The 21,623-nt window shown below is 44.7% G+C and carries 18 protein-coding genes and 8 tRNA genes; 5 read left to right on the top strand and 21 right to left on the bottom strand.

Translation table 11 applies throughout. The annotated features are described in order from the left end of the window. Positions 1–30: 30 nt before the first annotated feature. From ADP71_RS06355 to truB, 5 genes are all read right to left on the bottom strand, one after another. Positions 31–2,262, bottom strand: coding sequence for an NADP-dependent isocitrate dehydrogenase (locus tag ADP71_RS06355; protein ID WP_019958881.1), 2,232 nt, complete (start codon positions 2,260–2,262; stop codon positions 31–33). A 537-nt stretch (positions 2,263–2,799) separates the two neighbouring features. After that, positions 2,800–3,354: a CAP domain-containing protein gene (locus ADP71_RS06350; RefSeq protein ID WP_019958880.1), complete on the bottom strand. Its 555-nt coding sequence runs from the start codon at positions 3,352–3,354 to the stop codon at positions 2,800–2,802. 234 nt (positions 3,355–3,588) lie between these two features. Then, entirely contained in the window at positions 3,589–5,703 is a 2,115-nt protein-coding gene (gene pnp / locus ADP71_RS06345; protein WP_019958879.1) for a polyribonucleotide nucleotidyltransferase, read from the bottom strand. Between the two features lie 164 nt (positions 5,704–5,867). After that, positions 5,868–6,137: a 30S ribosomal protein S15 gene (gene rpsO, locus ADP71_RS06340; protein ID WP_019958878.1), complete on the bottom strand. Its 270-nt coding sequence runs from the start codon at positions 6,135–6,137 to the stop codon at positions 5,868–5,870. Positions 6,138–6,217: 80 nt separating this feature from the next. Further along, positions 6,218–7,144: a tRNA pseudouridine(55) synthase TruB gene (gene truB / locus ADP71_RS06335; protein WP_104931760.1), complete on the bottom strand. Its 927-nt coding sequence runs from the start codon at positions 7,142–7,144 to the stop codon at positions 6,218–6,220. Between the two features lie 262 nt (positions 7,145–7,406). Between truB and ADP71_RS06330 the strand changes: the two genes are divergently transcribed. Beyond that, positions 7,407–8,036 carry a 3'-5' exonuclease gene (locus ADP71_RS06330; protein ID WP_216604051.1) on the top strand — a complete coding sequence of 210 codons (630 nt, stop codon included), beginning with the start codon at positions 7,407–7,409 and terminating at the stop codon, positions 8,034–8,036. Between the two features lie 261 nt (positions 8,037–8,297). Continuing rightward, complete coding sequence (locus ADP71_RS06325) at positions 8,298–8,645, top strand: hypothetical protein (RefSeq protein ID WP_019958875.1); 348 nt, start codon at positions 8,298–8,300, stop codon at positions 8,643–8,645. Positions 8,646–8,909: 264 nt separating this feature from the next. Here ADP71_RS06325 and rbfA read toward each other — a convergent pair whose 3' ends face one another. The 4 genes from rbfA to rimP all read right to left on the bottom strand — a co-directional run bounded on the left by rbfA (position 8,910) and on the right by rimP (position 14,354). Continuing rightward, positions 8,910–9,281, bottom strand: a complete 372-nt coding sequence (rbfA, locus tag ADP71_RS06320) for a 30S ribosome-binding factor RbfA (RefSeq protein WP_019958873.1) — start codon at positions 9,279–9,281, stop codon at positions 8,910–8,912. Positions 9,282–9,357: 76 nt separating this feature from the next. Continuing rightward, a complete protein-coding gene (gene infB, locus ADP71_RS06315) occupies positions 9,358–12,390 on the bottom strand; it encodes a translation initiation factor IF-2 (protein ID WP_171460995.1) in 3,033 nt (1,010 codons plus the stop codon). Next, positions 12,383–13,894 carry a transcription termination factor NusA gene (nusA, locus tag ADP71_RS06310; protein ID WP_171460994.1) on the bottom strand — a complete coding sequence of 504 codons (1,512 nt, stop codon included), beginning with the start codon at positions 13,892–13,894 and terminating at the stop codon, positions 12,383–12,385. Before nusA ends, infB begins: the two co-directional genes overlap by 8 nt. A gap of 34 nt (positions 13,895–13,928) precedes the next feature. After that, positions 13,929–14,354, bottom strand: a complete 426-nt coding sequence (rimP, locus tag ADP71_RS06305; RefSeq protein WP_019958870.1) for a ribosome maturation factor RimP — start codon at positions 14,352–14,354, stop codon at positions 13,929–13,931. Between the two features lie 342 nt (positions 14,355–14,696). Between rimP and serC the strand changes: the two genes are divergently transcribed. Both serC and ADP71_RS06295 read left to right on the top strand, forming a co-directional pair. Next, positions 14,697–15,803 carry a phosphoserine transaminase gene (serC, locus tag ADP71_RS06300; protein ID WP_019958869.1) on the top strand — a complete coding sequence of 369 codons (1,107 nt, stop codon included), beginning with the start codon at positions 14,697–14,699 and terminating at the stop codon, positions 15,801–15,803. Positions 15,804–15,898: 95 nt separating this feature from the next. Then, the gene (locus ADP71_RS06295; protein ID WP_019958868.1) at positions 15,899–16,360 is read left to right on the top strand and encodes an Ivy family c-type lysozyme inhibitor; all 462 of its coding nucleotides are present in this window, start codon (positions 15,899–15,901) and stop codon (positions 16,358–16,360) included. 63 nt (positions 16,361–16,423) lie between these two features. Here the strand turns inward: ADP71_RS06295 and azu are convergent, their stop codons facing one another. Beyond that, complete coding sequence (azu, locus tag ADP71_RS06290; RefSeq protein ID WP_040755856.1) at positions 16,424–16,858, bottom strand: azurin; 435 nt, start codon at positions 16,856–16,858, stop codon at positions 16,424–16,426. Between azu and ADP71_RS06285 the strand changes: the two genes are divergently transcribed. After that, on the top strand, positions 16,857–17,051 hold the full coding sequence (locus ADP71_RS06285) for a hypothetical protein (protein ID WP_026353628.1): 195 nt from the start codon (positions 16,857–16,859) through the stop codon (positions 17,049–17,051). The two genes, azu and ADP71_RS06285, sit on opposite strands and share 2 nt — an antisense overlap. Here ADP71_RS06285 and hemB read toward each other — a convergent pair whose 3' ends face one another. From hemB to ADP71_RS06230, 11 genes are all read right to left on the bottom strand, one after another. Beyond that, entirely contained in the window at positions 17,052–18,059 is a 1,008-nt protein-coding gene (gene hemB, locus ADP71_RS06280; RefSeq protein WP_171460993.1) for a porphobilinogen synthase, read from the bottom strand. It lies immediately after the preceding gene. Positions 18,060–18,263: 204 nt separating this feature from the next. After that, positions 18,264–19,007, bottom strand: coding sequence for a carbonic anhydrase (locus ADP71_RS06275; protein ID WP_171460992.1), 744 nt, complete (start codon positions 19,005–19,007; stop codon positions 18,264–18,266). Positions 19,008–19,171: 164 nt separating this feature from the next. Next, a tRNA-Glu gene (locus ADP71_RS06270) sits at positions 19,172–19,246 on the bottom strand. A gap of 29 nt (positions 19,247–19,275) precedes the next feature. Further along, positions 19,276–19,352, bottom strand: a tRNA-Arg gene (locus ADP71_RS06265). Between the two features lie 51 nt (positions 19,353–19,403). Beyond that, a tRNA-Glu gene (locus ADP71_RS06260) sits at positions 19,404–19,478 on the bottom strand. 65 nt (positions 19,479–19,543) lie between these two features. Continuing rightward, a tRNA-Glu gene (locus tag ADP71_RS06255) sits at positions 19,544–19,618 on the bottom strand. A 65-nt stretch (positions 19,619–19,683) separates the two neighbouring features. Then, a tRNA-Glu gene (locus ADP71_RS06250) sits at positions 19,684–19,758 on the bottom strand. A 29-nt stretch (positions 19,759–19,787) separates the two neighbouring features. Next, positions 19,788–19,864, bottom strand: a tRNA-Arg gene (locus ADP71_RS06245). 52 nt (positions 19,865–19,916) lie between these two features. Beyond that, positions 19,917–19,991 (bottom strand) — tRNA-Glu (locus tag ADP71_RS06240). A gap of 18 nt (positions 19,992–20,009) precedes the next feature. Beyond that, positions 20,010–20,086, bottom strand: a tRNA-Arg gene (locus ADP71_RS06235). A 364-nt stretch (positions 20,087–20,450) separates the two neighbouring features. Beyond that, positions 20,451–21,347: an EamA family transporter gene (locus ADP71_RS06230; protein WP_019958862.1), complete on the bottom strand. Its 897-nt coding sequence runs from the start codon at positions 21,345–21,347 to the stop codon at positions 20,451–20,453. Positions 21,348–21,623 lie beyond the last annotated feature (276 nt).

Here is a 21,623-nt window from a genome sequence, read left to right as displayed (position 1 = left end):
CATCGGCTTTGGATAATACGAAAATATTGCTTAGATTGCAGACAAAGCCGCGTTCAAAGTCGCGCTAGGGCGCATAATCGCTTCTACTTTTACTGGATCGATTTTGTAGTAACCACCGATGTCCACGCCTTGACCTTGAACCGCAGACAATTCAGCCACGATTTTGTCTTCGTTTTCAGCCAAAGCTTTTGCCAAAGGCGCAAATTGTGCTTTCAACTCAGCATCTTCGTCTTGTGCTGCCAAAGCTTCTGCCCAATATTTGGCCAAGTAGAAATGGCTGCCACGGTTGTCCAATTCACCAGTGCGACGTGAAGGCGATTTGTCGTTGTCCAGTAATTGACCCGTTGCTTGGTCCAAAGTCTTAGCAATCAATTTGGCTTTAGAATTGTTTTCTTTGATGCCCAACTCTTCCAAAGATACCGCCAAAGCCAAGAATTCACCCAAAGAGTCCCAACGCAAATGGTTTTCTTCTACCAATTGTTGTACGTGTTTCGGTGCTGAACCACCTGCGCCTGTTTCGTACATGCCGCCACCTGCCATCAAAGGCACGATAGACAACATTTTCGCAGATGTGCCTAATTCCATAATCGGGAACAAGTCGGTTAAGTAGTCACGCAAGATGTTACCAGTCACAGAAATGGTATCCAAACCGCGCGCCACACGTTCTAAAGTAAAGCGCATTGCACGTACTTGAGACATGATTTGGATGTCCAAGCCTTCAGTGTTGTGGTCTTGCAAGTAAGTTTCTACTTTTTTGATCAATTCATTTTCATGTGGACGGTATGGGTCCAACCAGAAAATTGCTGGCATGCCAGAGTTGCGAGCGCGCGTCACAGCCAATTTCACCCAGTCTTGTACTGGAGCGTCTTTGACTTGACACATACGCCAGATGTCGCCAGCTTCTACGTTTTGAGACAACAATACTTCGCCAGTTTCAATGTCGGTGATGTTAGCAACACCAGCAGCAGGCACTTCGTAAGTTTTGTCGTGTGAACCGTATTCTTCTGCTTTTTGCGCCATCAAGCCCACGTTAGGTACGGTACCCATGGTTTTAGGGTCAAAGTTGCCATGCCATTTGCAGAAATTAATCATTTCTTGGTAAATACGTGCAAACGTAGATTCAGGCATGACCGCTTTACAATCGTAAGGCTTGCCATCTGCTGCCCACATTTTACCGCCGCCACGAATCATCGCAGGCATAGAGGCATCCACAATCACATCGTTAGGAGAATGGAAGTTGGTGATGCCTTTGGCAGAGTCAACCATCGCCAAAGCAGGGCGGTTTTCTTGACAAGCATGCAAATCACGGATGATTTCTTCGCGTTGGCTAGTTGGCAAGGTTTCGATTTTTTCGTACAAACCCGCCATACCATTGTTGACGTTCACACCTAATTCGTCGAACAATTTACCGTGTTTTTCAAACGCATCTTTGTAATAGATTTTGACACAGTGACCGAACACGATAGGGTGTGATACCTTCATCATGGTCGCTTTCACGTGCAATGAGAACAAAATGCCTGATTCTTTGCAATCTTCTAATTCTTTTTCGTAGAAGTCGCACAAAGCTTTTTTGCTCATGAACATTGAGTCAATGATTTCTTTGTCTTGCAACGCCACTTTTTCTTTTAATACGATGGTTTCGCCAGCTTCAGTCACCAACTCCATGCGTACGTTGCGAGCACGGTCTAAAGTGATGGATTTTTCACCGTGGTAGAAGTCGCCTTCTTGCATGTGCGATACATGGGTTTGTGACCAAGGTTTCCATTCACCCATAGAATGAGGGTGTTTTTTCGCATAGTTTTTCACTGCAGCAGGTGCACGGCGGTCAGAGTTGCCTTCACGCAATACAGGATTCACCGCAGAACCCAAACATTTACCAAAACGTGTCTTGATGGCTTTTTCTTCATCAGTCGTTGGATTTTCTGGGTAGCTAGGAATGTTGTAGCCTTTGGCTTGCAATTCTTTGACACAAGCAGTCAATTGCGCTACAGAAGCACTGATGTTAGGCAATTTGATGATGTTGGTGTCTGGGTTTTGAGTCAATTTGCCCAATTTGGCCAAAGTGTCTTCTACTTTTTGCTCTTCAGTCAAAAATTCTGAAAACTCAGCCAAAACACGAGCGGCAACAGAGATGTCGCTTTTGATAATTTCAACACCAGCAGGCTGTGTGAAAGTCTCGACAATAGGAAGGAACGAGTAAGTGGCCAACAATGGCGCTTCATCGGTCATTGTATAAAAGATGGTTGACTTTTCACCAGTCATTATAGAGCTCCTTGCTTGAGTTAATTGGTTAGGCTGTTTGTGTGTCGCAGCCTTGATAAACCATTTGCTTTTATGAAACGTTGAGAGTATCGACCTTCACAGCTTTTCAGTCAATGTAACTGACTATGAAACAGGTATTTTTTAAGAAAAAAATATGCAGATTGCGAGATTTTTTTGGATTTTATTCTAATTGAATGAGGATTGTTTTGATAATCCTCTTACTTTTAAAATTTTCTTGATATTAAATTACAAAACCATCCAAATCACCATGACACCGATTAATATACTCATGTTAATTTTATATAAAAATCGTTGTCAGTGTCCATCATTAAGCATAGTTATTTTATATATGTCGTGTCTTGTTTTACAATCAAATTGTATTTAATTGCATTTGTGCATTGCACCATTATTAATATCGTATTAATTTATATGAAGTCGGATGATTGGTAGAGAATTTTGTTTGCCAATACCGCTGTATTTTTTGTCTCTCCATACTATTTTATTATGTCTAATGCTGATTGAAATAGTGACCTCAATTCAATAAGGGCGCTCACCTTGCCAATTGCCGGGTGGGTCATAATTACAAACCCAAATTTGCCCTTGATCGGAACACAAAGCTGCGCCACAACCGACTTTTTGAGTATTGCGCCAAACGATTTGGGTGTAATGTCCACATTGCTCCCCTGTGCGACAGCTATTATTTTTATAAGAATAATATTCTTTTTCGCTCGCCCAGTCTTGTACCACTTGTCTGTCGTTTACAGATGCCACAGCGCGTTTGCCATTGGAGTATTGTAAGGGACCACTCCAATAAATGTTTTCACCAGCTTGCAACGGATTATTTTTGCCTTTACGGTGTTGCATTTCGCAGCGGTTATTGCGAGCCAAATATTGTGCCCATTCTTGGGCATATTGTGTCAATTGTGGCGACCACGTCAATGATGGCAAATTCTCCACACCGCGTACTTGATTGTGTGCTTGTAACATGGCTTTAGGGTGAACGGTCGCCTCTGCATGAGCATACATGCTGACACCCATGAAAGCCCATGAAAGCCACTTGCCAAATGAGTATTGCCATGACCATAAAGACATATGCTGGATTCCTTTTAGTGCCATATTGGATGATGAATATTCATGTTTTATCCATCTTAATGGTATAAATCAATAGAATATTTGTTTGTTTTCAAAGAATTTATTTAAAATATGATTTTTGTCATGTCATCTGTTGTTACAGGCCGCTTCTGTAAGAGATATTCAGCGTCCTGTAAACTTTATGCATGAAAAAAGCCACTCTACAAAGAGTGGCTTGTGTGACAAAATGCTGAATTATTCAGCAGATTCTGCTTCTGGTTTGTCCAACAAAGCTTTGATAGACAAGCGGATGCGACCACGGTCGTCTACTTCCAAAGCTTTAACTTTCACAACTTGACCCAATTGCAAGTAATCAGACACGTTTTTCACACGTTCGTGAGCGATTTGGCTGATGTGTACCAAGCCATCTTTGCCTGGAATCACAGACACAATCGCGCCAACGTTGTTGTCCAAAATCTTCAACACAGTGCCTTCGTATACTGCGCCCACTTCCACCTCAGCCGTGATTTCTTCGATGCGTTTTTTAGCCGCTTCGCCCGCTTCAGCAGTGGTTGCTGCAATCACCACAGTACCTGTGTCGTCGATGTTGATTTCAGTACCAGTGTCTTTGATGATGCCACGAATGGTTTCGCCGCCTTTGCCAATCACATCACGAATCTTGTCTTGATTGATTTTCAAAGTGTACAAGCGTGGTGCATGGGTCGACATTTCTTGAGGACCTTCCACTGCATCTTTCATCAAGCCCAAAATGTGCGCACGGCCTTCTTTGGCTTGTTCCAAAGCGATGTGCATGATTTCAGGCGTAATGCCTTGGATTTTGATATCCATTTGCAAAGCAGTCACGCCGTTTTCAGTACCTGCTACTTTGAAGTCCATGTCGCCCAAGTGGTCTTCGTCGCCCAAGATGTCAGTCAATACCGCAAACTTGTTGCCTTCCAAAATCAAGCCCATCGCGATGCCCGCAACGTGCGCTTTCAATGGTACGCCTGCTGACAACAATGCCAAGCAACCGCCACAAACAGATGCCATAGAAGACGAACCGTTAGATTCGGTGATTTCAGACACCACACGCATGGTATAGTTGAAATCTTCTTGCGCTGGCAACACAGCAATCAAAGCACGTTTTGCCAAACGGCCATGACCGATTTCGCGGCGTTTCGGAATACCGACACGGCCCACTTCACCTGTTGAGTATGGAGGGAAGTTGTAATGCATGATGAAGCGGTCTGTATATTCGCCACTCAAAGCATCAATGATTTGCTCGTCACGTTGTGTGCCCAAAGTAGCGGTTGCCAAAGCTTGGGTTTCGCCGCGAGTGAACAAAGACGAACCGTGGGTGCGTGGCAATACGCTGGTTTGAATGTCGATAGGGCGTACGGTGCGTGTATCACGACCATCAATACGCGGTTGACCATCCAAAATTTGGGTACGAACCACATTCGCTTCCAAATGTTTGAACAAAGTGCGGATTTCGTTCACTTCCAAAGTGCTGCTTTCTTCGGTGATCAAAGCCGCTTCCAATGCAGCCCAAGCATCGTTCAATTTGGCAGAACGTTCTTGTTTCGAGCGAATGGTGAATGCTTCAGCCACAATGGCACCAGCAATTTCTTGGACTTTGGTTTTTAACTCAGTGTTTTCTACTGGAGCTGTCCATTCCCAAACCGCAGGATTCACTTCATCAGCCAATTCATTGATAGCAGTGATGACGGTTTGCAATTGCTCGTGACCATGTACTACTGCGCCCAACATAATGGCTTCAGACAATTCTTGTGCTTCAGATTCCACCATTAATACGGCTTTGGCAGTACCAGCAACGACCAAATCCAATTGGCTTTGAGTCAATTGGGCTTTGGTTGGGTTGGTAACGTATTGACCGTCAATATAACCCACGCGCGCAGCGCCAATAGGGCCTGAGAAAGGCACGCCGCTCAAAACCAAAGCAGCAGAAGCACCAATCATTGCAGGGATGTCAGAATCGATTTCAGGGTCTACAGACACCACCATTGCAATGATTTGGATGTCGTTGTAGAAACCTTCTGGGAATAAAGGACGAATTGGGCGGTCAATCAAGCGGCTGGTCAAAATTTCTTTTTCAGACTGTTTGCCTTCACGTTTGAAGAAGCCACCAGGGATTTTACCAGCAGCGTAAGTACGCTCGAAGTAATCCACAGTCAATGGGAAGAAGTCTTGACCTTCTTTGATTTTTTTAGCTGCAACCACTGATACCAAAACGACAGTATCACCCATAGACACTTTAACAGCAGCAGTGGCTTGGCGTGCGATTTCGCCTGTTTCGATGGTGACCGTTTGATCACCGTATTGGAATGATTTAACGAATTTGTTAAACATGAGTTTCCTTTGGAATGGTTTGGGTGGCGACCTGAATTCCTAATGATGCACACATATCAAATATTGCTAGATGTGCATGGTTAGTTATTCAGAGCCTAACCCCAAGATTTTGAAAATACAAATGAAAATAAAGTCGCAACCGAAGTTGCGACTTTAAAAGGATCTTACTTACGCAAGCCCAAGCGACCGATCAAAGTGCGGTAAGTTTCCGCATCAGTGCGACGCAAGTAGCTCAACAAACGACGACGTTGGCTAACCATTTTCAACAAACCACGACGGCTGTGGTGGTCTTTGATGTTTGCTTTGAAGTGAGGAGTCAAATCATTGATACGGAAAGTCAACAATGCAACTTGCACTTCGCTAGAACCAGTGTCGCCTTCTTGGCGTTGGAAATCTTTAACGATTTGCGCTTTTTGTTCAACGGTCAAAGCCATTTGGTATTACTCCATTTAAATATCAGGGCTACAAGCCCGGCAAGACAACAGAGCCGAAACCCTCGCTGTCTCCGAAAAAATTACAGATTGTTCTGAGTACTCATCAATCGCAAAGCCTTCAATACGCCTTCAGCAGACGCTTCGATCAAGCCCATAAATTGCTGCGCATCGTCATATACCCGTAAGGGCGACATTATTTCACAAATTGCATCGCTTTGCACCTGTTGTCCATATTGCAAGCGCTCAATTTCAGCATTTTGCAGTGTAATGGCAGGTAAATGTGCCACCAAAGCCTCGCATGGCAACAATAAACCATCTTTTTGCTCTAAGTTCAAGCTTTCCAATGTTTCAATGCTATAAGCGTGTTCGATACCAAAACCTGCTGTGGCAGTGCGGCGCAAATCGGTCAAATGTGCCAAAGAGCCTGCGTGACGGGCGATGTCTTCAGCCAAGGTGCGAATGTAAGTGCCTTTTGAGCAGCGCACAGCAATTTGCGCGGTTTGAGCCGCTTCGTCAAACGCCAACACATCAATTTGGTAAATGGTGATGGTGCGACGTTTGCGTTCAATGTTAATGCCTTGGCGGGCGTATTCGTACAAAGCCTTGCCATTGTGTTTCAAAGCAGAAAACATCGGTGGCATTTGTTCATACGAGCGCGTAAATGCCACGCAAGCGTCCTGAAACTGTTGGGCATTGATGCGCACATCGGTGGTTGAAGATGCTTCACCTTCTACATCGCCTGTTGTGGTTTCGATGCCGAATTTTAAATCGGCAATATAGGCCTTGTCCGAATCCAATAAATACTGCGCATATTTGGTCGCTTCACCAAAACACACAGGCAATAAGCCCGTTGCCAATGGGTCTAGTACCCCAGTATGACCGGCTTTTTCAGCTTGAAACAGGCGTTTGGTGATTTGCAACGCGGTGTTGCTGGATTTGCCCTTGGGTTTGTCCAAAAGCAAGACGCCATTGATGCGGCGTTTGGGTGGTTTGGTTGAGGTGGTCATGCAAGCATTTCAAAAAAAATTGCCAGCAAGTTTACCATTGAATGTGCCTCAATTGAATATGAATTCCTCCTAACGGCAACGCAGAAGATACAGCTCTTGAAATTCAATGGCTTTGATGGTTTTTGAGCTCAGCTCTGGTTGTTTTTTTAACTCAATGTGTTTGAAATGCCATCAGAATGTGGTTTCGATATTAAAAAAATATCTTTACAGGCCGCTTATTTAAAAGCCAAGCGTCCTGTAAACTTCACAATATTAAATGCACATGAATATTGATATGCCACCAAGATTGAAACCACCTTCTAAAGAAGTTAGCCAATTATTGCCTGATTTTGATATTTTATCTGAATCTGATATTTTCATTCCACAAACTCCCGCAGAATTTGCCCAAGCCAGAGAGGTTTTGCTGGCGCAAACAGTGTTGGGCTTTGATACCGAAAGCAAGCCTTTATTCAAAGTAGGTGAGGTGGATACAGGGCCGCACATTGTGCAATTGGCAAGCACGCAGGCTGCTTGGATTTTACAATTGCATCATTCGCAAGCGTTGGCTTTGGCGGCTGAAATTTTGAATTCAGACAGCATTTGTAAAATTGGTTTTGGTTTACAACACGATACAGCCAGTTTGCCTAAACGTTTGGGCATGGCATTGAACAATGTTGTTGATTTAGATAGGGTATTCAAGCGCCATGGATACATTGCTTCTGTCGGTGTGCGTGGGGCAGTGGCCTTGGTGCTAGGGCAAAATTTTCACAAATCCAAGCGCCAATCGACCAGTAATTGGGCGAAAAAACAATTGAACGAAGCCCAAATTCGCTATGCCGCCAACGATGCCCATGCGCCTGCTGCGGTGTATGCGGCTTTGCCTGCGTGGGAGGCCATGCAAGAGTCAATGTGAAGTGTTTGGGGCTTACAGGTCGCTTTGATGTATGTAAGACTCTCTTTGAACGATGATATCTAAACATCGGACAGGTTAATTTGTGGCATCTTAAATCAATCGATTGATGACTTATGTGAATAAACTGTTTTTATGCTAAGGTCATTTAAATATGGATGCCTTAGGATAAAAGTCAAGCTTTCAAAGCTTGGCGCATTGCGGATTCATTTTTTGATGCTGCTTGATGACTGGTTGCAGATGGCCGATAAATAGGAGCTGAGTATGCCTTACACGGTGAACAAAACCTTGCCGATTAAATATTACAGTCGAAGTACTTCGGCTTGGATACAACTGCCATTTGCGGTGTTTTTATTTTGTGTGGTGTTGTATGTTTGGGCACATTGGCTGTGGACGATATTGGTGCAAGGCCAATACAGTCTTGGGGCAATGATTTTTATGGCGTTGTTTATTTTGCTGCCTGTTTCAGCCGCCATTGTCAGTTGGACGTTGCGAGTGTTGACTTTGGCTGGTAACAATAAGCCTCTATTGGTATTGAATGAGCGAGGCGTCAAATACAAAAGAAGGTCGGTCAGATGGGAACACATTGTGGATATACGCGTAGGCAAATAATACGCTAGAGATGATTCTTATATTCCTGATATTGCCATTTCGGTCTACCCGCAATTGGATGAAAAATCAAGCGATGCCATTTTGTGGATTAAATTGGCAGACTTAAAAGCTGAGGAATATTTGTTGATGCGAGAATTGAAAACCCATTGGCAAGTCTACCGCAAACGATAGTTTTTTTATTTGTGTTGATGTTTACAGGCCGCTTATGCAATATAAGCGGCCTGTAAATATTGAAAACTGGTTTAGATGACTGCCATCACCATTTTAGTCTTGTACAGGTTTTTCACTGTTGGCTTGGTCAATCAAGCTAGAAATACTCATACCGCGCTCTAGTGATTCATCGTATTCAAAATGCAATTCAGGCGTTTTGAATACTTTGATGCGTTTGGCCAATTCTGAACGCAAATGACCGCGTGCATTGTCCAAAGCTTCTGCCGTTACTTCGCGAGTGCTGCTGTTCATCACTGTCCACCAAATAGTGGCGTGGCTGTAATCGCGGGTTAACTCGACTTCGGTGATGGTAATGAAACCTGCACGTGGGTCTTTTAAACCTGTACGGGTCAATTCCGCCAACTCACGCATGATTTGTTCTTGTACCCGATCTTGGCGGGCATAACCACGTTGTTGTTTTTTCATGTTTTTTCCTAAAGTAAAAGCTGCCTGAATGCCAAGCGTCCAGACAGCTTTTTGTTACATGACGCTGTGTCTTAAATTACAAGCTACGAGCGACTTCGATGATTTCGAAGAATTCCAAAGTATCGCCTTCGATAATCTCGTTGTAAGCTTTCAACATCAAGCCACATTCGTAACCTTGTTTCACTTCTTTGACGTCGTCTTTGAAGCGTTTCAAAGAGTCTAACGCGCCAGTGTGAACCACAACGTTGTTGCGGATTAAACGGACTTGTGCATCGCGTTTCACCACGCCATCGGTCACCATACAGCCGGCAATATTGCCCACTTTAGACACGCTAATGACTTGGCGAATCTCAGCAGTACCCAAGATTTGTTCTTTCTTCTCAGGTGCCAACATGCCGCTCATCGCTGCTTTCACATCATCAATCGCATCGTAAATGATGTTGTAGTAGCGAATGTCAATGCCTTCGCTCTCAGCCAATTTGCGCGCTGCCGCATCCGCACGGGTATTAAAGCCGATAATGGTTGCGTTAGATGCAATGGCCAAGTTCACGTCAGATTCATTGATGCCACCTACACCGCTGTGCAAGACGTCTACTTGAACTTCACCGTTAGACAATTTGCGCAAGCTGCCAGCCAAAGCTTCGTAAGAACCTTGAACATCGGCTTTGATGATGACAGACAATTTCTGTACTTCGCCTTCGCCCATATTGGCAAACAAGTTTTCCATTTTGGCTGCTTGTTGTTTGGCCAAACGTACATCGCGGTATTTACCTTGACGGAACAAAGCGATTTCACGTGCTTTTTTCTCATCAGCCAATACCAACGCATCTTCACCCGCATTTGGTACGTCAGACAAACCTAAGATTTCTACTGGGATAGAAGGACCTGCTTCAGTAATGGTTTTGCCGTCTTCGTCGGTCATCGCGCGGATTTTACCGAACACAGAGCCAGCCAATAACATGTCACCTTTGCGCAAAGTACCAGATTGAACCAATAAGATGGCTACTGCACCGCGACCTTTGTCCAAACGTGCTTCAACGATGATGCCCTTAGCCGGTGCTTCAATCGCTGCAGTCAACTCCAATACTTCTGCTTCCAACAAGACAGCTTCTAATAAGCCATCAATGTTGATGCCTTTTTTCGCTGAGATATCGATAAATTGAGTATCACCGCCCCAAATGTCTGGGTTCACACCGTGAATGCTCAACTCTTGACGGATTTTTTCAGGATTGGCTGAATCTTTGTCAATCTTGTTCACTGCAACCACCATAGGCACGCCTGCTGCTTTGGCATGGTTGATTGCTTCAATCGTTTGTGGCATCACGCCATCGTCGGCTGCAACTACCAAAATAACGATGTCAGTGGCTTTGGCACCACGAGCACGCATGGCGGTAAACGCTTCGTGACCTGGAGTGTCTAAGAAAGTCACCATGCCGCGTGGGGTTTCTACGTGGTAAGCACCGATGTGCTGAGTAATACCACCGGCTTCGCCTGCAACCACTTTGGCTTTGCGAATCGAATCCAACAAAGAGGTTTTACCATGGTCAACGTGACCCATAACGGTAACAACTGGCGCACGAGGTAACAATTCCGCTTGTGCTGCTTCTTCGCCGTCTAACAAGAATGCATCTGGATCATCAGGTTGTGCTGCTTTGGCAATATGACCCATTTCTTCTACTAAAATGATGGCAGTTTCTTGGTCTAACACTTGGTTAATGGTGACCATAGAGCCCATTTTCATCAATGTTTTGATCACCTCAACGGCTTTAACAGCCATTTTGTGTGCCAAATCAGCGACGGTAATGGTTTCAGGAACCAATACTTCATGTACCACAGGTTCAGTAGGGGCTTGGAAAGTGTGTTGGTTGTCGATGTCTACTTGATGACGACCACCTTTTCTGCCTTTTTTACCTGAGCGCCATTTGCTATCGTCACGTTGATTGCTACTTTCGCTGCGACCTTTTAACTTAGACTTAGGCTTGCCACCACGATTGTCTTCATTTTGAGGCTGAGTGGTACGCGCTGGACGATCGGTATTGGCTTTTTTCTCAGGCTTTGCTGCTGCATTAGGTGTTGCTGCCGCTGTTTTATCAGCAGGTTTGGCTGTGGATTTTTGCGCGTTTTGTGCTTTGGCTGCCGTTTCTTCTGCTTTTTTCGCAGAAGGAGAGGCTGAGCGGTTTTCTTTTTGCTGTTTTTGAGCCAAAGCATCTGCTAAAGCTTGTTTTTTAGCAGCTTCACGACGTGCTTGACGCTCTTGTTTTTCACGCAATAAGGCTTCTTGGTGCGCTCTTAAGGCTTCTGCACGTTTGACTTCGGCATCACGCGTCGCTTGCTCTTCTGCAGAAATGATAGAAATAGGCGCTTTCGGTGCTGCTGGTGCTGGTGTAGCAGCTGGCTTGGCTGGTTGATTAGACACTTCTTTTGGTTTTTCCTGTTTGGCTTCGTTTTTGACGGGAGTTTTAGCAACCGTTTCTTGGGCAACAGCGGCAACAGGTGTTGGCGCTTTAGTTACCACTTGCGGTGCTGGCTCCGGAGTGACAACAACAGGAGCCTCTGGAACCTCAGCAACAGGTGCTGGCGCAGCTGTTTCTACGGGTTGGGCTTCTGGTGCTTCTTCTTTTTTAGTTGGCGCAGGAGCAGGTTTGTTTTTAGAGCGAGAAATACGCTCTTTTTCCGCTTCTGCTTGTGCTTTTTTAGCAGCACGAATGCTTTCAGCATCGTCTTGAGGCATTTCAGTTACAGGCGTTGCTTGTACTGTTTCAGCGACAATAGATGCAGGAGGTGCAGGTGCAGTTATTTCAGCTGTTTCTTCAGCTGCAGTCACAGGCACTTCAATTTGAATGCTGCGACTTTTACGCGTTTGTACTTCAACCGTACGACCAGCTGTTTTCACTGAACTGGTTTGTTTGCGGCTGACTGTAATTTGGCTGTTTTCAGCTTCGTTACCATGCGATTGCTTTAAATAAGCCAATAATTTTTGCTTGTCGTCAGAACTCAATTCATCAGAAGCTGATTGTTTGTTCACACCTGCGGCACGCAATTGTTCTAGCAGGCGTGTTTCCGCCATTTTCATTTCTGAAGCAAATTGTTGTACTGTATTATTACTCATTCGCACCTCCTTCTTCAGTAAACCAGTGCGATCTTGCATCCAAAATAATGGTTTTGGCCGCTTCAGCACTTACACCAGTGATTTCAATCAATTCATCAATCGACAATTCAGCCAAGTCATCACGAGTGGTGATGCCGCTTTGAGCCAAATCGCGTAACATTTCTTGATCCACACCAGCCAATGATTTTAAGTCTTCATCCATTTTTTCCAATTGCTCTTCAGACTCGATTGCCAAAGTCAAAATGGCATCGCGTGCACGATTACGCAATTGGCTGACCAATTCTTCATCAAAGCCTTCAATGGCCAACATTTCGCTAACGGGTACGTATGCTACCTCTTCCAAAGTCACAAAACCTTCTTGTACCAAGATTTCAGCCACATCGCTTTGGATGTTCAAATGTTGTTCGAACAAAGCACGTACTTGAGCATCTTGTTCTTGGTGGCGCTCATCGGCTTCGGCTACCGTCATAATATTGAGGCTCCAACCGGTCAATTCAGCTGCCAAGCGCACGTTTTGGCCACCGCGACCAATGGCCAAAGCCAACTGATCTTCTGCGACCACAACATCTACTGTGTGACGGTCTTCATCAATCACAATGCGTGTGACTTCGGCAGGCGACAATGCATTGATGATGAATTGTGCTGTGTCAGGAGACCACAACACCACGTCGATGCGTTCACCCGCCAATTCATTGGTCACCGCATTCACACGTGAACCACGCACACCGATACAAGTGCCTTGTGGGTCAATGCGAGGATCATTGGATTTTACTGCAATCTTCGCGCGAAAGCCTGGGTCACGAGCGACTTCTTTGATTTCCAATAAATCGTTTTCGATTTCAGGAACTTCAATTTCAAACAGTTTGCGCAAAAATTCGCCTGAAGTACGGGTCAACATCACTACAGGACGGGTACCTTGTTGTACGACTTCTTTCAAGTAAGCACGTACACGGTCGCCTGAACGCAATGTTTCTTTTGGAATCATTTGATCGCGTGGCAATAATGCTTCTAAGCGACCAATTTCAATTACCGCGCCATGGCGTTCCACACGTTTGACTGTGCCATAAACCAAGTTTTCACGACGTTGTAAAAACTCGTTTAAAATTTGCTCGCGTTCGGCATCACGGATGCGTTGCAAAATAACTTGTTTGGCTGTTTGCGCACCAATGCGACCGAATTCTACATTTTCAATTTTTTCTTCGTAATATTCGCCTGCTGGTAAGTGCTTGCTAGCGTCGTTAGGGAATTTTTCTTCTAACTCTTCTTCAGTCACTTCAACATCAGGGTAAGTATAGTCTTCGTCTTTGACTACCAACCAACGACGGTAATTTTGGTATTCACCGTTTTCACGATTGATTTCAGTGCGAACTTCAATGTGTTCTTGATCAAACTTCTTTTTAGCAGCTGTTGCCAAAGCAAATTCCAATGCGCCGAATACAATTTCACGGTCTACATTTTTTTCACTTGCCAAGGCATCAACCAAGGTTAAAATTTCACGACTCATAATTATGGTTTCTCCAAACGTGTTTTCCGATGGATCAGAATTCTGGCTTCAAACGCGCTTTGTCAATGTTGTTAATGGCGATGGTGGCTTCTTTGCCATCAAAGGCCAAAGTCACATTTTCTTCATCACTGGCAACAATGCGACCCAAAAAGTTTTTTTGGCCATCCACTGGCAAGCGGGTTTTTAATTTGGTCATATGACCGTTAAAGCGAGCAAAATCTGCTGCTTTTTTCAAAGGGCGATCTAAGCCTGGGCTAGAAATTTCCAAGCGCTTGTAATCAATGTCTTCTACCAAAAACACACGGCTTAAGTGGTTGCTTACTGTGGCACAGTCTTCCACAGTAATGCCAGTTGGGCTATCGATGAAAACACGCAAATCCCCTTGGGCGGTTAATTCGAAATCAACCAACTCATAACCTAAACCAGGTAAGGTCTTGTCTAATATGGTTTGGACGTCCATTTGGCTCCCGCAAATAAAAAAATGGGCAAGTGCCCATTTCTCGTAATTGAAAAACAAGTTGGATTTTACTCGCTTTGAGTGGGAAAAGAAAGCATTAAGCTTGTTTATAAGACATTTATGGCACGAAACAGGTAACAACTATGACTTGCCTCAGGTGTTGCAACGCACTAAAATCGGAACAAGCCCCTCTAAAGTTTGAAACGATTGAAAACATTTGTTGTCAACATTGTTAATCTCATAATGTTTGCGCGGCAAAAAGGGGTCACAACAGTGTGACGTTGCAAGGGTTTAAGAAGGCAACGCCGTTTTATTTGCAAATTCCCGCCGAAAGGCCGATTCACCATGAGCATGCCCATTTACAATTTTTCAGCAGGTCCTGCAGTTTTACCCGATTCTGTCTTGCGCCAAGCGCAGTCGGAAATGTTTGATTACAATGGTACTGGCTTTTCAGTCATGACCATGAGCCATCGTTCAGATGTGTTCATGAGCATTATGTACCATGCTGAGCAAGATTTGCGTCAGTTGATGAACATTCCAAACAATTACAAAGTCTTGTTCATGCAAGGCGGTGCCAGTTCGCAATTCAATATGGCTGTGATGAATTTGGCCAATGGTTTCAAGCGTGTGGACTCTGTGGTCACAGGCAATTGGAGCCGCATTGCCCACAATCAAATGGGTAAATTGTCCGATGCCAAAATCCATTTGGCCGCTCATGGTGGTGAGCTATACGATTATACCGATTTGCCTGACCCTGAAAGCTGGGATATCAGCCCTGATTCGGCTTTTGTGCATTACGTCATCAATGAAACCGTACATGGTTTGCAATACCGTGATGTGCCTAAGCCGTTTGCCAATCAAATGCCGCCATTGGTGTGTGACATGTCGAGTGAAATTTTGTCACGTCCTATCAATGTCTCTGATTTTGGTTTGATTTACGCTGGTGCGCAAAAAAATATTGGTCCATCAGGCGCAACGATAGTTATCATTCGTGAGGATTTGTTAGAGCGTTGTTCAGACCGCATTCCTGATGTGTGGAATTACAAGTCACACGTCGAGCGTCAAGGCATGTACAACACACCTGCAACTTATCCAATTTACATTTCTGGCTTGGTATTCCGTTGGTTGCAATCGCAAGGCGGTGTGTCGGCGGTGCAAACCATCAATGCTTTGAAAGCCCGCAAATTGTATGAAGCGATTGATGGCAGTGGCGGTTTTTATACCAACAAAGTCGCAGCGCGTGCACGTTCGCAAATGAACGTGATTTTCCACGCACCAACGCCTGAATTGGATAAATTGTTTGCACAAGAATCGACCACGCGCGGTTTGCGTTTGCTCAAAGGTTATAAGACTATGGGCGGAATGCGTGCTTCCATTTACAATGCCATGCCGTTGCAAGGCGTGGAAGCGTTGATTGAATTCATGGGCGAATTCCAAAAACGTTATGGCTAATATCAATACATCGTCATGAATTTGATGGTATAAATTAAGCGTCCTGTAAGGTTACAGGACGCTTTTTTGTGGTTTTATATAATGAGGAATAAATCATGCAAGCAATCAAGTGGTGTTGTGGTTGGGTATTGGGTACAGTGGCGTTGGTTGCGCAAGCGCAAAATACTTGGAATCCCAATTTGAATCAACATCTTGGTGCGCCGTATTTGCCTGAGGTTTTACAATCTACACCTGCTTTGAAATTGAATATTTTGGAAGTTTTGGGCAACCATGGTCAGTTAGAAGATTGGGTGGTAGAAGGTTTTAATGGTGGTGGCATGGTGACGACGCCAGTGAAACCCATCTTAACAGGTGGCCCGACTGTTTTTACGGGTACTTTTTGTAAGCCGCATGATTGTGGCGATACACAGTGGCAATTTGTCTATGAACCGACCAAACAGGCTTTGCTGTTGGTGCGAGGGGATACCGTTTTGCACAATCACGAAGGCAAAGTCGCTCGTGAGGCTTTTGTGGAGATTGCCCACATCAGCAATCAATTAAGCCATATGTGGTGGTAAATAGTGTGATGTGAATGGGTATGTACAACAAGCGTCCTGTAAATGTTTACAGGACGCTTATTTTTATTGGATGACAATTGTGCCACGCATCGGACCGCTATGGCCGGGGAAGCTACACACAAACACATAAGGTTCGGTTTTCAGTAGCGCAGTGTCAAAAGTGATGCTGTCTGACTCGCCGCCGCCAAGCAATTTGCTGTGCGCCAATACACGCTCATCGTTTGGCTTTACAAACTCATGCTCTTTGCCCGCTTGCAAACCATCGGACAATACACCACGTAAATGGGCTTGGCTGGTAATCACGACATTGTGACCCATGGCAGTTTTGGGTAACTTGCCTGTATGGCTCAAATGTATGGTCGCTTGCGTGCAATGCGCAGGAATTTCGATTTGTTTGAGGCTAAACTGCATCGCATCGGTGCCATTTAAAGCAATTTCACAATCGTTTTGGCTGGTATGGGACGTTGGTGTGGATGCAGCTTCAGGTGAGCTTGCCATGGTGTGGTTGGTGTGTGGTATGGAGGCAGGTGTCGGCGGAATGGCGACAGAAGCGGGGGCAGGCTCTTGGGAACACGCAGAGATTGCCATCATGATGGCTGTGCTGAAACCGAGTTGCCATAAAGGTTTGAGTGTCATGATATTGTCTTTATTGATATTCTTGGGCTGCATGACAGCCCAAGATGAACCATGATTAGGCTGATTGTTGTAGCAATTGCGCTGCTTCAATGGCGTAATACGTCAAAATGCCATCGGCACCCGCGCGTTTGAAAGCCATCAAGCTTTCTAAAATCGCTTGGTCACGCTCTAACCAACCGTTTTGAATGGCTCCCTGTAACATTGCATATTCGCCTGATACTTGATAGGCGAATGTAGGTACGGCAAACTCGTCTTTGACACGGCGAATTATGTCCAAATATGGCATACCCGGTTTAATCATTACCATGTCTGCACCTTCTTGGATGTCCAAAGCCACTTCGTGCAACGCTTCGTTGCTGTTGGCAGGATCCATTTGGTAGGTTTTTTTGTCGGCTTTGCCCAAGCTGCCAGCAGAACCCACTGCTTCACGGAAGGGGCCATAAAAACAAGAGGCGTATTTGGCAGAATAAGACATGATGCGCACCAAATCATGGCCGTTGGCTTCCAAAGCTTCACGCAGTGCCGCAATACGACCGTCCATCATGTCCGAAGGTGAGATGATGTGTACGCCTGCTTCGGCGTGGCACAAAGCTTGTTTGATTAATACTTCAATGGTGATGTCATTTAAAACATAGCCGGTATCGTCAATAATCCCGTCTTGTCCATGCGTGGTGTATGGGTCTAAGGCAATGTCGGTCATCACGCCCAATTGTGGAAAACGCTGGCGAATTTCACGCACCGCTCGTGGCACCAAACCATCAGGATTGTAAGCTTCTTCTGCCATCAGGCTTTTGCCGCTTAAGTCGGCAGGAAACAAATCAATCAATGGAATGCCCAGTTCAACGCAACGCTCACAAGTGGCAAACAATTTGTCCAAGCTTTGGCGTTTGACCCCTAGCATCGCGCTGATGTCTTGCTCGATGTTACTGCCTTCTAAAATGAAGACTGGTAAAATCAAATCTTTGGCAGTTAAGGTGTTTTCTTGCATCAATTGGCGTGAAAAAGCATCGCGGCGCATGCGGCGCATGCGCGTAGCAGGTGCTTGGCGTGACAAAAAATTCATGATGGTGTTCTCTGTACAATTTGAAATTGGTATCTTAACCTTCTATTGTACCCAAGATTGTGAAGATGGGATTGTATTGGGTCAAGTTTGATACGGTTTTAAACCCATTTTTAATCAAAGTGAAAATATTTTATTAAAATTAACATAAAAGCGTCCTGTAAAGTCACAGAACGCCTATTAATATTGGTTTCAAATTACATATCATCAGTGAACAATCATTCGACCATTTAAATTTTGTAAGGGGCGATTGGTGTGAGTGCCCATGACTTCGTCAAATTGTTGGATTTGATCTTTTGAAGCTTGCAACGGTTGTTTCATCACCAACCAACGCACACCTTCTGAACAAGGTGGCGTGGTCAAAGAGCCACTAAAACGATAATAGTCTTGTTTTTTAGGTAAAAATTCGGTGGCTGTTATCGGGTTTGGGGTGTGGATTACTTTGGGTTGATTCTTGGTTTTGGGCATGTTTTGCCACAGTTGTTTCAATTGAGGATGTGCTTGACCATATTCAAACATCACACCAATCACCGCCAAAGCACCTGCAGCGTTGGCATGCACCAAATGCAATTCCATAGGGAAAGATTGGCCTTCGATGTGATTTTCGCTTGGGGTATGAAAATGCATTTGTTTCAGCGCAAAGCGTTCGCCATCGACTTCAATGCTGCTGCCATCAGTATAAGCAATTTGGATGGTGTGACCATTGTTGATGATGGTGTGTGCATGAGATGGATAGTCAATATTGAGATTGGGCAATTGGGCATCGATACTGCCAGTAATGTTGATAGGTGTTTGGTTGTAACCATTACAGGTGGCATATTCTGGTGCCAAAATACCCCAATATTCGGGCGCACTGTTACCGTGATAAGACCAAGAAGTTGTTTGATCTGCTGCCATGCTGTAAACATTACATCCGATTAAAGTCATCAAAAAGCCCATTTTTTTTAACATGTGTTTCCCCTAGTGAGAGCATTGAATGCAAAATGATGATGTGATAGTGCTTGTCTAAGATAACGTATGACAATGGTGTTGTGAATCGGTTTTGAAAGATTGAATGAATGTGATGTATTGCCATGACAACAAAAAAGACCAGCTTAAAAGCTGGTCTTTTTTGTTGGTACGCCCACGGGGAATCGAACCCCGGTTGCCGCCGTGAAAGGGCAGTGTCCTAACCGCTAGACGATGGGCGCGGTATCAATCAAAGATTGATTGTAAACTGTGGTGCACCCGGAGCGATTCGAACGCCCGACCCTTTGGTTCGTAGCCAAATACTCTATCCAACTGAGCTACGGGTGCATTTAAGCTTGGTTAAAAAACCAGCTGTTGGCTGGAATTTTTGAAATTCTGTGGTACGCCCACGGGGAATCGAACCCCGGTTGCCGCCGTGAAAGGGCAGTGTCCTAACCGCTAGACGATGGGCGCGGCATCAATCAAAGATTGACTGTAAAACCTGTTTTGAAACTTGCTGTAAAAGCCTGTTTCGGTGTTGGTACGCCCACGGGGAATCGAACCCCGGTTGCCGCCGTGAAAGGGCAGTGTCCTAACCGCTAGACGATGGGCGCGGCATCAATCAAAGATTGACTGTAAAACTTATTTTGAAACTTGCTGTAAAAGCCTGCTTCGGTATTGGTACGCCCACGGGGAATCGAACCCCGGTTGCCGCCGTGAAAGGGCAGTGTCCTAACCGCTAGACGATGGGCGCGGTATCAATCAAAGATTGATTGTAAACTGTGGTGCACCCGGAGCGATTCGAACGCCCGACCCTTTGGTTCGTAGCCAAATACTCTATCCAACTGAGCTACGGGTGCATTTAAGCTTGGTTAAAAAAACCAGCTGTTGGCTGGAATTTTTGAAATTCTGTGGTACGCCCACGGGGAATCGAACCCCGGTTGCCGCCGTGAAAGGGCAGTGTCCTAACCGCTAGACGATGGGCGCATCTGGTTGCGAGCTTGTTGGTGCACCCGGAGCGATTCGAACGCCCGACCCTTTGGTTCGTAGCCAAATACTCTATCCAACTGAGCTACGGGTGCATTGCTATCACTTGTCAGTGCTTGTGATTGCTTAACTGCGACAACGGAGGCGAATTATAGAGATGACTTTGTATATTGGCAAGCAGTTTTTGTAATTATTTTTGAATTTATGGAGCGTAAATGGCAGTCTGTTGCGCAATAAGCGGCAGTTTCACAACATCAAGTATTTGAGCCATTTCATTTTTGTTTTAAGAAGTCTCATGTCTAAAAAATTTTAAAAAACAGGCAAAAAAAGCATTTTTAAGCGTCCTGAAATGCAAAAATGGGGTGAATTTGTGATTTTTACGGTGATTGTGCAGGTATAAATTGGGTGTTAAAAATGGACTGTGTGGTCAAAACAGCCCATTTTAGAATGAAAAAATCTTCACATTTTGGTTTTTTGAGATTGAATCCAGCTGGGTAAAAGCAAATGAATGCACAAACCAACTGCTAAAACCGCAATACCAATGCTGTGCCAACGATTCAAAGGCTCGTTTAATACCAAAAAAGCCACGACCAAAGCCACCGCAGGGACAAACAAAGACAATGGTGCAATGCTGGCTGCATCGTATTTGCTCATGAGTTTGCCCCATAAGCCGTAGCCAATAATGCTGGCAACCCAGCTTAAATACGCCAAAGCAATGACACGGTTCACGCTCCATTGGGTCAATTGAGCGTGTACTTGTTCCCAGCCATCTATTGCGACCGCCCCGATGAAAAATGGCAATGGGCAAATCAAATTGCCCCAAACGACCAGTGCCAAAGGATTGACCGAGCGTTTTAAACTGCCAATATGTTTGACCGTAATATTGCCACATGCCCAAGCGAATGCGCCTATAACCACTAAAAATACTGCAAGGACGGGCAATTGCCCTTGATATTGACCATAAGCAATCAAACCCAAGCCCAGTGCGGCAACGACCATGGCGATGATTTGATAAGCTTTGACGTTTTCGCCCATCATAATGGCAGCAATGATAATGGTAAAGAAAGCTTGTGATTGCAAGACAATCGCTGCCAAGCCTGTGGGTAAGCCTGCGGCTATGGCCCAAAACAAGAAGGTAAACTGCGCAAAACTGATTAACAAACCATAAGTGATGAGCCAACGCCATGGAATATTGGGTTTTTTGATGAAGAAAATTGCGGGAAAGCTGACAAAGATAAAGCGCAAACAGCCTAATAATAAAGGCGATGCGTCCTGTAAGCCTAGATAGATGAAATAAAAATTCAAACCCCATAAAACCACCACCAATAAAGCGCCGATTTTGTCTTGTGTGCTCATGTTTGTCATGATGTGTCTTAGCCTTGCTTATAAAAACAATGTGTTAATAAAATAGCCTTGCCTTTTAAAAGTGTCGATACAAGGTATATTGAGTATGTTTTAGATAATATTCATGAAGATTGAATATAACACGAGCCTGCTAAGGCATAGGTGTCAGAATGTTAGAACAGATAAAAATCGAGCGTCTGTGTGGTTTGTCGCAACATGGTGATAGTGCGGATTGATTAGACGAAGCGTTCAAATGGTATTAAGGTTAAGGGCATTGTTTGAAGGAGT

The organism is Vitreoscilla sp. C1, assembly GCF_002951955.2.
GTDB classification, from domain to species: domain Bacteria; phylum Pseudomonadota; class Gammaproteobacteria; order Burkholderiales; family Neisseriaceae; genus Vitreoscilla; species Vitreoscilla stercoraria.
Note: the sequence above shows the minus strand (reverse complement) of the source record. Positions and strands in the feature narration are given on the sequence as shown.

Bases quoted from the DNA above. Each gene is read 5' to 3' on its own strand.
- ADP71_RS06355 (WP_019958881.1), bottom strand. From the start codon at position 2,262: ATGACTGGTGAAAAGTCAACCATCTTTTATACAATGACCGATGAAGCG.
- ADP71_RS06350 (WP_019958880.1), bottom strand. From the start codon at position 3,354: ATGTCTTTATGGTCATGGCAATACTCATTTGGCAAGTGGCTTTCATGG.
- pnp (WP_019958879.1), bottom strand. From the start codon at position 5,703: ATGTTTAACAAATTCGTTAAATCATTCCAATACGGTGATCAAACGGTC.
- rpsO (WP_019958878.1), bottom strand. From the start codon at position 6,137: ATGGCTTTGACCGTTGAACAAAAAGCGCAAATCGTTAAAGATTTCCAA.
- truB (WP_104931760.1), bottom strand. From the start codon at position 7,144: ATGACCACCTCAACCAAACCACCCAAACGCCGCATCAATGGCGTCTTG.
- ADP71_RS06330 (WP_216604051.1), top strand. From the start codon at position 7,407: ATGAATATTGATATGCCACCAAGATTGAAACCACCTTCTAAAGAAGTT.
- ADP71_RS06325 (WP_019958875.1), top strand. From the start codon at position 8,298: ATGCCTTACACGGTGAACAAAACCTTGCCGATTAAATATTACAGTCGA.
- rbfA (WP_019958873.1), bottom strand. From the start codon at position 9,281: ATGAAAAAACAACAACGTGGTTATGCCCGCCAAGATCGGGTACAAGAA.
- infB (WP_171460995.1), bottom strand. From the start codon at position 12,390: ATGAGTAATAATACAGTACAACAATTTGCTTCAGAAATGAAAATGGCG.
- nusA (WP_171460994.1), bottom strand. From the start codon at position 13,894: ATGAGTCGTGAAATTTTAACCTTGGTTGATGCCTTGGCAAGTGAAAAA.
- rimP (WP_019958870.1), bottom strand. From the start codon at position 14,354: ATGGACGTCCAAACCATATTAGACAAGACCTTACCTGGTTTAGGTTAT.
- serC (WP_019958869.1), top strand. From the start codon at position 14,697: ATGAGCATGCCCATTTACAATTTTTCAGCAGGTCCTGCAGTTTTACCC.
- ADP71_RS06295 (WP_019958868.1), top strand. From the start codon at position 15,899: ATGCAAGCAATCAAGTGGTGTTGTGGTTGGGTATTGGGTACAGTGGCG.
- ADP71_RS06285 (WP_026353628.1), top strand. From the start codon at position 16,857: ATGGTGTGGTTGGTGTGTGGTATGGAGGCAGGTGTCGGCGGAATGGCG.
- azu (WP_040755856.1), bottom strand. From the start codon at position 16,858: ATGGCAAGCTCACCTGAAGCTGCATCCACACCAACGTCCCATACCAGC.
- hemB (WP_171460993.1), bottom strand. From the start codon at position 18,059: ATGAATTTTTTGTCACGCCAAGCACCTGCTACGCGCATGCGCCGCATG.
- ADP71_RS06275 (WP_171460992.1), bottom strand. From the start codon at position 19,007: ATGTTAAAAAAAATGGGCTTTTTGATGACTTTAATCGGATGTAATGTT.
- ADP71_RS06230 (WP_019958862.1), bottom strand. From the start codon at position 21,347: ATGAGCACACAAGACAAAATCGGCGCTTTATTGGTGGTGGTTTTATGG.